This window comes from Fischerella sp. (assembly GCF_013388695.1).
In the GTDB taxonomy this organism is placed as follows: Bacteria; Cyanobacteriota; Cyanobacteriia; order Cyanobacteriales; family Nostocaceae; genus PCC9605.
Genome location: NZ_JACAEU010000153.1, coordinates 1 through 6,239, shown reverse-complemented (window position 1 = coordinate 6,239; position 6,239 = coordinate 1). Strand labels below are relative to the sequence as shown.

General features: G+C 42.4%; 6 protein-coding genes and 1 pseudogene. 1 reads left to right on the top strand and 6 read right to left on the bottom strand.

Annotated features, from left to right (window positions below):
- Window positions 1–143: 143 nt before the first annotated feature.
- Window positions 144–770, bottom strand: coding sequence for a hypothetical protein (locus HXY43_RS20950; protein WP_290887168.1), 627 nt, complete (start codon window positions 768–770; stop codon window positions 144–146).
- Between the two features lie 159 nt (window positions 771–929).
- Window positions 930–1,357 (bottom strand): annotated as a pseudogene (locus HXY43_RS20945) (class I SAM-dependent methyltransferase); the annotation flags it as partial.
- A gap of 116 nt (window positions 1,358–1,473) precedes the next feature.
- Between HXY43_RS20945 and HXY43_RS20940 the strand changes: the two are divergent.
- Complete coding sequence (locus tag HXY43_RS20940; protein WP_290887165.1) at window positions 1,474–2,760, top strand: hypothetical protein; 1,287 nt, start codon at window positions 1,474–1,476, stop codon at window positions 2,758–2,760.
- A gap of 395 nt (window positions 2,761–3,155) precedes the next feature.
- Here the strand turns inward: HXY43_RS20940 and HXY43_RS20935 are convergent, their stop codons facing one another.
- The 4 genes from HXY43_RS20935 to HXY43_RS20920 form a co-directional block, all read right to left on the bottom strand.
- Window positions 3,156–3,407 carry a hypothetical protein gene (locus tag HXY43_RS20935; RefSeq protein WP_290887162.1) on the bottom strand — a complete coding sequence of 84 codons (252 nt, stop codon included), beginning with the start codon at window positions 3,405–3,407 and terminating at the stop codon, window positions 3,156–3,158.
- Between the two features lie 24 nt (window positions 3,408–3,431).
- The gene (locus HXY43_RS20930; RefSeq protein ID WP_231510585.1) at window positions 3,432–3,617 is read right to left on the bottom strand and encodes a type II toxin-antitoxin system HicB family antitoxin; all 186 of its coding nucleotides are present in this window, start codon (window positions 3,615–3,617) and stop codon (window positions 3,432–3,434) included.
- Window positions 3,618–3,721: 104 nt separating this feature from the next.
- Window positions 3,722–5,935: a phosphoketolase gene (locus HXY43_RS20925; protein WP_290887156.1), complete on the bottom strand. Its 2,214-nt coding sequence runs from the start codon at window positions 5,933–5,935 to the stop codon at window positions 3,722–3,724.
- A 101-nt stretch (window positions 5,936–6,036) separates the two neighbouring features.
- Window positions 6,037–6,162: a hypothetical protein gene (locus HXY43_RS20920; protein ID WP_290887153.1), complete on the bottom strand. Its 126-nt coding sequence runs from the start codon at window positions 6,160–6,162 to the stop codon at window positions 6,037–6,039.
- Window positions 6,163–6,239 lie beyond the last annotated feature (77 nt).

The window sequence follows — 6,239 nt, the reverse complement described above, 5'->3', positions numbered from 1 at the left end:
GGAGGGCATCTCGCTACCGCTTCTGGACAACGTGTAAGACCATCTAAAGGCACTGCTTTTAGAGGCAATGTTGGGTGAAGGAAGAATCTCCGCCGTTCTACGGCGGGGAGTTGTCAATCATCTATGGTTACAACTCTAGTTTCTCATACCCTTTCTCGAATCCAAATTGCCAGCCCACCTCCACGCCCACGGGCTGCAATAAAGTCTTCTGTAATCGAGAAAAATGCAAAAAAGGGCAGTTTAGCGATCGCTTGATTGTAGAAATCCTCCGTTTGCGTCTTCCCGCCTCGAATCTGTTGATTGTAAACAACACGACTAAACAGACTGATTTGCATCTGGGTAAAGTCAAACGCCAGTAAGTTTTTTTTACCTAAATATTTTGCTGGGCCTGTTAGCTTCAACAACACTGGGCCTAATTTAACCTGATTGCCGATTTCTCCTCTGTCCAAAGCCGGATCTGAAGTAGCACTGAAGGAAATATGTGCGGCTGCAAACTTAGGTACATAAAAACCCCTACCTAAAACAATTCCTCCTCGCTTTTTGCGATCGCGAGTGCCAGTGGCGAAACACAGTCGCCATTGACCAAGCAAAGATGCAAATGGATATGTTAATCGTTGTTGCTTAGCAGCTTTTTCTGCTTGCAGCAAGGCATTTACCACTGCTGCGGTGGGAGGGCGATCGCCCCCTTCGCCTCGATATGCAGCCACAGCTTGGAGAAGCACGGTTGTAAAATTTGGTGAAGTTGTTGATGTTAAATTGGGCGATCGCATAGCATTGAACCCTCGTTTAATCAGCATATTTCTCGTAGTGAGTGTTAGTAGTTAGTAGTAGCCCGTCAAGGTGAGTTGTAGGGTGTGTTAACGCGACAGCGTAACGCACCTTTTATCTGTTAGGCGGTGCGTTAGGCTTAATGCCGTAACGCACTCTACTACCTGCTGCGGGCCATAAGTCGCCAAAACTTGATGAAAACTTCCTCTTAGGCGTTCGTGAGCAACTTCCCAAGTCAGGTTTTCTTTAGGCCATACCCACAATGCCATTGAGTAAGTAGCGCTGGGGCTTCCAAAGCAGCTTGCCAGCAAAGATTGCCCTCAGAGTAGGCATGAAACGGCACTTGATAGTAATCGGGGTAAACAATACTAGAGTTAACAGTCTCTGTTAGTCGCTGTTTTACCCCCGATGCTTCTAGGGTTTCGCAGTTTTTGCGCCAAGGAATACCGTTCTTTTCAGCGGTTTTAATAAGTACTTGCCTTGCCTGGTGTTTCATCAAGTTGTAAATCGGTCTGGTTTGGATTAGTAAGTTAACGAACCGAGAAAGCAACCCTTCACCAGCCCAGTCAGGCTTGATTTTGTCGTTCATCTGATTGTTTGGAATCGAGGCAAGATAACTGTATATATTTTAGGTTTTAGAGGTAAAGTACTGTGAATATAGAATTTTTGACACAAAACACCGTCAGATAATTTATTGTCCAACCTATGAGTATCCGATTCAACCGAAAACTCCTCCTTACATTAGGTTTTGCTACCGTATCGCTAGTCAGTTTAGGTAGTACCTATCTATATACTCAGTCGAAAACTCAACAGCAGATTTCCCAAACCTCAAGTCAACCAGTTCGTGTACTCACCACAAGTTTTCAGAATGCTTTAACTGTTCAGCAAACATCTGATGAAAATATAGGCAAGCATAACACTACTTCATCTAGCAAAGAGTTGGTGGCGGCTTCTACACCTTATAAAGTTATTGATGAGTTTAAAAAATATAAATTTAGCGTTAATGGTAGTCAGGTTCTCAGTTCAGGAAAACTACCCACTGCGAAAGTTAATTTCAATCAAAAAGATTTATTATTTGTTCTCTCCAACACAAGAAAATATTACCAAGACTACGCTAAACAAGACCCAGATATTCTACGTACAGGATTGCTTGGTGCTGCCGGAGTTACTTTACAAGATACTCTCAAAACTCTGGATTTTATGATTGCGGTCTTAAAGGAAGATATTGCTAATAATCGAGCTACTCGTTTACAAGACCCTAATTTTATCAACGCTAATTTTCGAGTCATCAAATGGACTGCTTATAAACCACAAAATCCAGAACAAAAACGATTGCGGATTACAAAGTATGCTGTTTTTACCTATCCAGGTTCTCGCAAGAAAACCTCTACTTATAATACAGCAATTTATAGCTTAAAAGATAACTCTAGAACTGATAATTTCTATACCAGATACACAAAACAGGATGTTTTATCAGGTATATATGAACCAGGAGGTAAAGAATTTGGGAAAGTTGAACCCATTGCGTATTTAACCCGCGAAGGTTTAGAAGAAGCGTTGATGCAAGGAACAATACTGATTAATTTTACCGATGGTTCCAAGGTATTTTTTAATGTGGATCGAAACAATGGAATTCCTTATATACGGGGAGTGAAACCAACAGCACAAAAGCGTTATTGGTATTTTAAAAAAGTAGATGCTATTAAAGGGTATGGATATAAGATAGATGCGAAAATTTCTATCAAGCCGGGAGTGACTTTTGCTGGAGATGTTCTGAATATTGGTTTAGGTCGAGTGATTGTGATGGAGTATGGTCAAGGTAGAAACAAACGTCTAAGAATGGGAGTGATTGCAGATACAGGCGGGGCATTTTTACCCAATCTTTATCAGCTTGATTTTTTGGCAGGTATTTTTAAGAATCAAAAAGATTTTGGGAGATATATTAGTCAATTGCCTGAATATGCTAATGCATATATTTTAGTGAAAAAGTGATGCACTCACTTGAGATGCCAAATATATAAGTTTGTAGTGAGTGCTTAAGCGCTCACTTTTTTGCGTAAAAAGTAGGGATTTAAAACGCAGAGGGGCGCGGAGTATTGGTGCAGAAATTTCGCTATGAATTTATGTAATAAGGGCGATCGCGTTTTCTATTGCTGCTGCTAATTGTGGATGATAAAGCTTGGCGATCGCCCTACATGTTGATGAAAAATTTCACGATTTCAGAAGTTTCTGTGCCGAAACAAGTAACTTTTGTGCATCTGCATATGCAGTAGTTCCGGGTTTGATAGTTTGTAGCTGTTTGACAATATCCTAATTTCGGTTAATGTTGGGTTGAACGGAGCGAAACCCAATCTACAATGATTTGTCAGTATCTAGTAAATACTTCACTAACTATATTCCTCAGTCGCAATAGTACGGTTTGAATATATATCATCAATGATTTCTTCTGTGGTACGTGTGTCTTCCCAGGTTCCAAAGGTTTCTAAAAAGGCTTGTGGTGGATTATTTGGCTGTACAGTTTCTAGCTTCTCTGTTTCTTGTTTGAGAACTTTCTGAACGATTTTGACTATTAAAGCTTCCAACTCTGTTACTGTGAGAGCATTTATCGGTTGGTTTGATGTGGGTTGAGAGTTTTGCATAGAAAAAACTTCTGACTATTGAACCTAGCTTGTATAAGGATTGCCGTGTTTAGCTTGGACGTGAAGATGTCCCCTGATGGCATCTTTGATATTTTCAATTGTCTCATCTAGTGTCTTCCCTTGGCTTACACAGCCTGGAAGTTTAGGAACCTCGGCAACGTAACCTTCATATTCTGTATCGTAAGTGAAAATTACTTGGAATTTCATCATTAATTAATTAAAACCGCACATATACGCATAATAAGCTAAGAAATTATCTGCGTACATCTGCGGTGGTAAATCTATATTTTTCTAGTTAATAAAACCCGACTTTATTAATGCACTAACTCAATTGCTCGTTTCGTCAACGCCTCCGCTGTCAAACCATTAAACGCCATCAACTCACCTGCACTTGCTGTTGTCTCTCCACGCTTCCATGCAAAGGTATCGCGCTTGCAGGTACTCCGCAGCATAATGGGTTCTAACATCGCCGCTGCACCACCAGTAACACCAATTAGCGCATCACCATCAAAGATTTCGGCAAATTTTACATCATCAATAAAACCACCATCAGGTTCAGCGCAGGTATCCCAAGCTGTGTCGTGAAGACGATATAGACGGCGGGGATTAATCACAGAAATTATCTTTACTCCGATACCTTCTGTTTCCAAGAAAGCAGCAGCTTCAAAGACTGGAATTAATGTCATGTCGCCAACAACGGCAAACACTACTTTCTTATCACCAGGAACTTCTTGCAAGACTACTGCGCCATCCCGCAAGCCTTTGCGAGTCATATTGAAAGTAGTACGAATTGGCAATGGTGATTTACTAGCAGTAATGACAATTCCCTTATTTTTAGTTGTTAGCGCCCAGTCATAACAGGCTTGAATGCTGTTAGCATCAGGGGGGAATAATGGGAAGACATTACCATTCCGCATCATCGCAGCGAAATAAGATTCAATTTCCGGACGTTGGTGTGTCCAACCGTTGCGTCCTTGTTCTAATGCGCCAGCGGTGAATAATGTAATTGTTGAGGGAGTGGGACGCCGCAATTCTGCCATTGCTTGCGTCACTGTTTGCCAAATTGGTAAACCGTTGATGGCAAAAGATTCATAGGAACACCACAAACTTCTAGCACCCATTAACGACAAGCCAACTGCTAACCCAGCACAAGCATCTTCACTCAAGGGTTCGTATACTTGTCCGCCGGGATTTTGATTGTATAAGTCGTCAGTTGTTGGGTGAATAATCTTTAATGCTTGGTTGATGTTACTAATACCAGATGCTTCGTTACCGTCGGCGTTGGTGACAAGGAAGTTTTCATCTATTTGTCCGACTTTTGCCACCAAACGTCCCATCGCTGTTGTGGAAACTTTGGGATCGCCACCCAGAGAATATTCTTCTAAAGGCAATTCGCCTAATTCTGGCAAGGGATATTCAAATTCGGTGACAACTGTTTTTGCCGCCGGGCCACCGCCTGCGCGTTCCATGTTTGTTCGCACCAATTGCCAAGCTTCCAGAGGTAAGGCGCGTTCTTTCAACGCATTCATAATATGGGGTGCGTCCAGTGTATCTTTGGGATAGAGGTTGTGAGATTTTGCACCCCGGGCGTGGACGCCTGCGCCTTTGAGTTGTTTAATTATAAATACGGTTAGTTTGCCACTCAAAGCAGAACGCGCTGCTTCATCCACACCCATTAACACAGCTTTGGTAAAAGCTAGGCGTTGCCCAAAGGAAAAAGCGGTACTATCAACGTAGTCGCCTGGTTGATTTTTGTCGTCAAAGTCCTTGGCATCGACTAACACGACTTCTTCAAAACCATTACCATGCCAGTATGCCATCATCTGTTCGTTGGTTTTGATGGAAACCATACTATGGTGTTCTTGGCTGTAACCGTTCCACACCAACACTGGCAAGAAGTTGGTAACACCAGGATAAGCAGTGTGGAAATGAGCCATCGAACTCATTACATAGGGTTCACCCAGTCCGCCGTCCCCAACGGTGAAGGGAAACAGCTTGTCTTTGTGCAATAGTGCAGCGGCCATCGCAAAATGTTGCCCTTGTCCCAAGGGGCCTGCTGGTGCGAGAATGCCGGGAATGTAACCAGAAAGGTGTCCCAATAATCCGTGTCTTTCCCGAAAGCGATCGCGCAATTGTTGCACTGTATATATGCCCATGTCCTCTAACGAGCGATCCAAGAACATGGCACTATAAAATCCGGGGGCATGGTGTCCCACTTCCGTAATAATATTTTTGTAACCGAGCATGACTAACGCCGCATAAGCTTCCGCTTGAGATGCGAAACCGCCTGGGTGTCCAGAGGCTTTACTTCCGGTAATTTGCAATGTCAGGTAGCGCAAAGCATCAGCAGCCAGTAATGTTTGATACGCAGATGCTGGATCTTCTGGAGTGGCGATCGCTTCTTTTCCCGACTCTATTGCTGGTATTGCACCATAAGTTTCAAATTCCGGTAACGCTTCCCCAAAATATTGAATTCCTTCGCAAAAGTTGGGAAGCGCTGAAGTTGCTTTGGAAGTAGTTGCCGTCATGCTGAGTACCTTACTAAATCTAAGGAGACACTATAAATAAATATAGATGCTCGCCCAATTTAACAAAAATTTTACAACTTCAGGGTACTCACTATTGATTGCTATTCAGCATCCTCAAGATAAGTAGCTTCTATCTTAAAGGCAGATTTCCATGTGGTTTCATTGCACAACAAAGTATGAAAATCTTGGCGTTGCTGAATTTGGTCATGAATTATGTGTGCATACATTTTTGTAGTTCGATGCCAAATCATTGTAGAGACGTAGCAATGCTACGTCTCTACATACCCGTGAATTGTAAATTCAT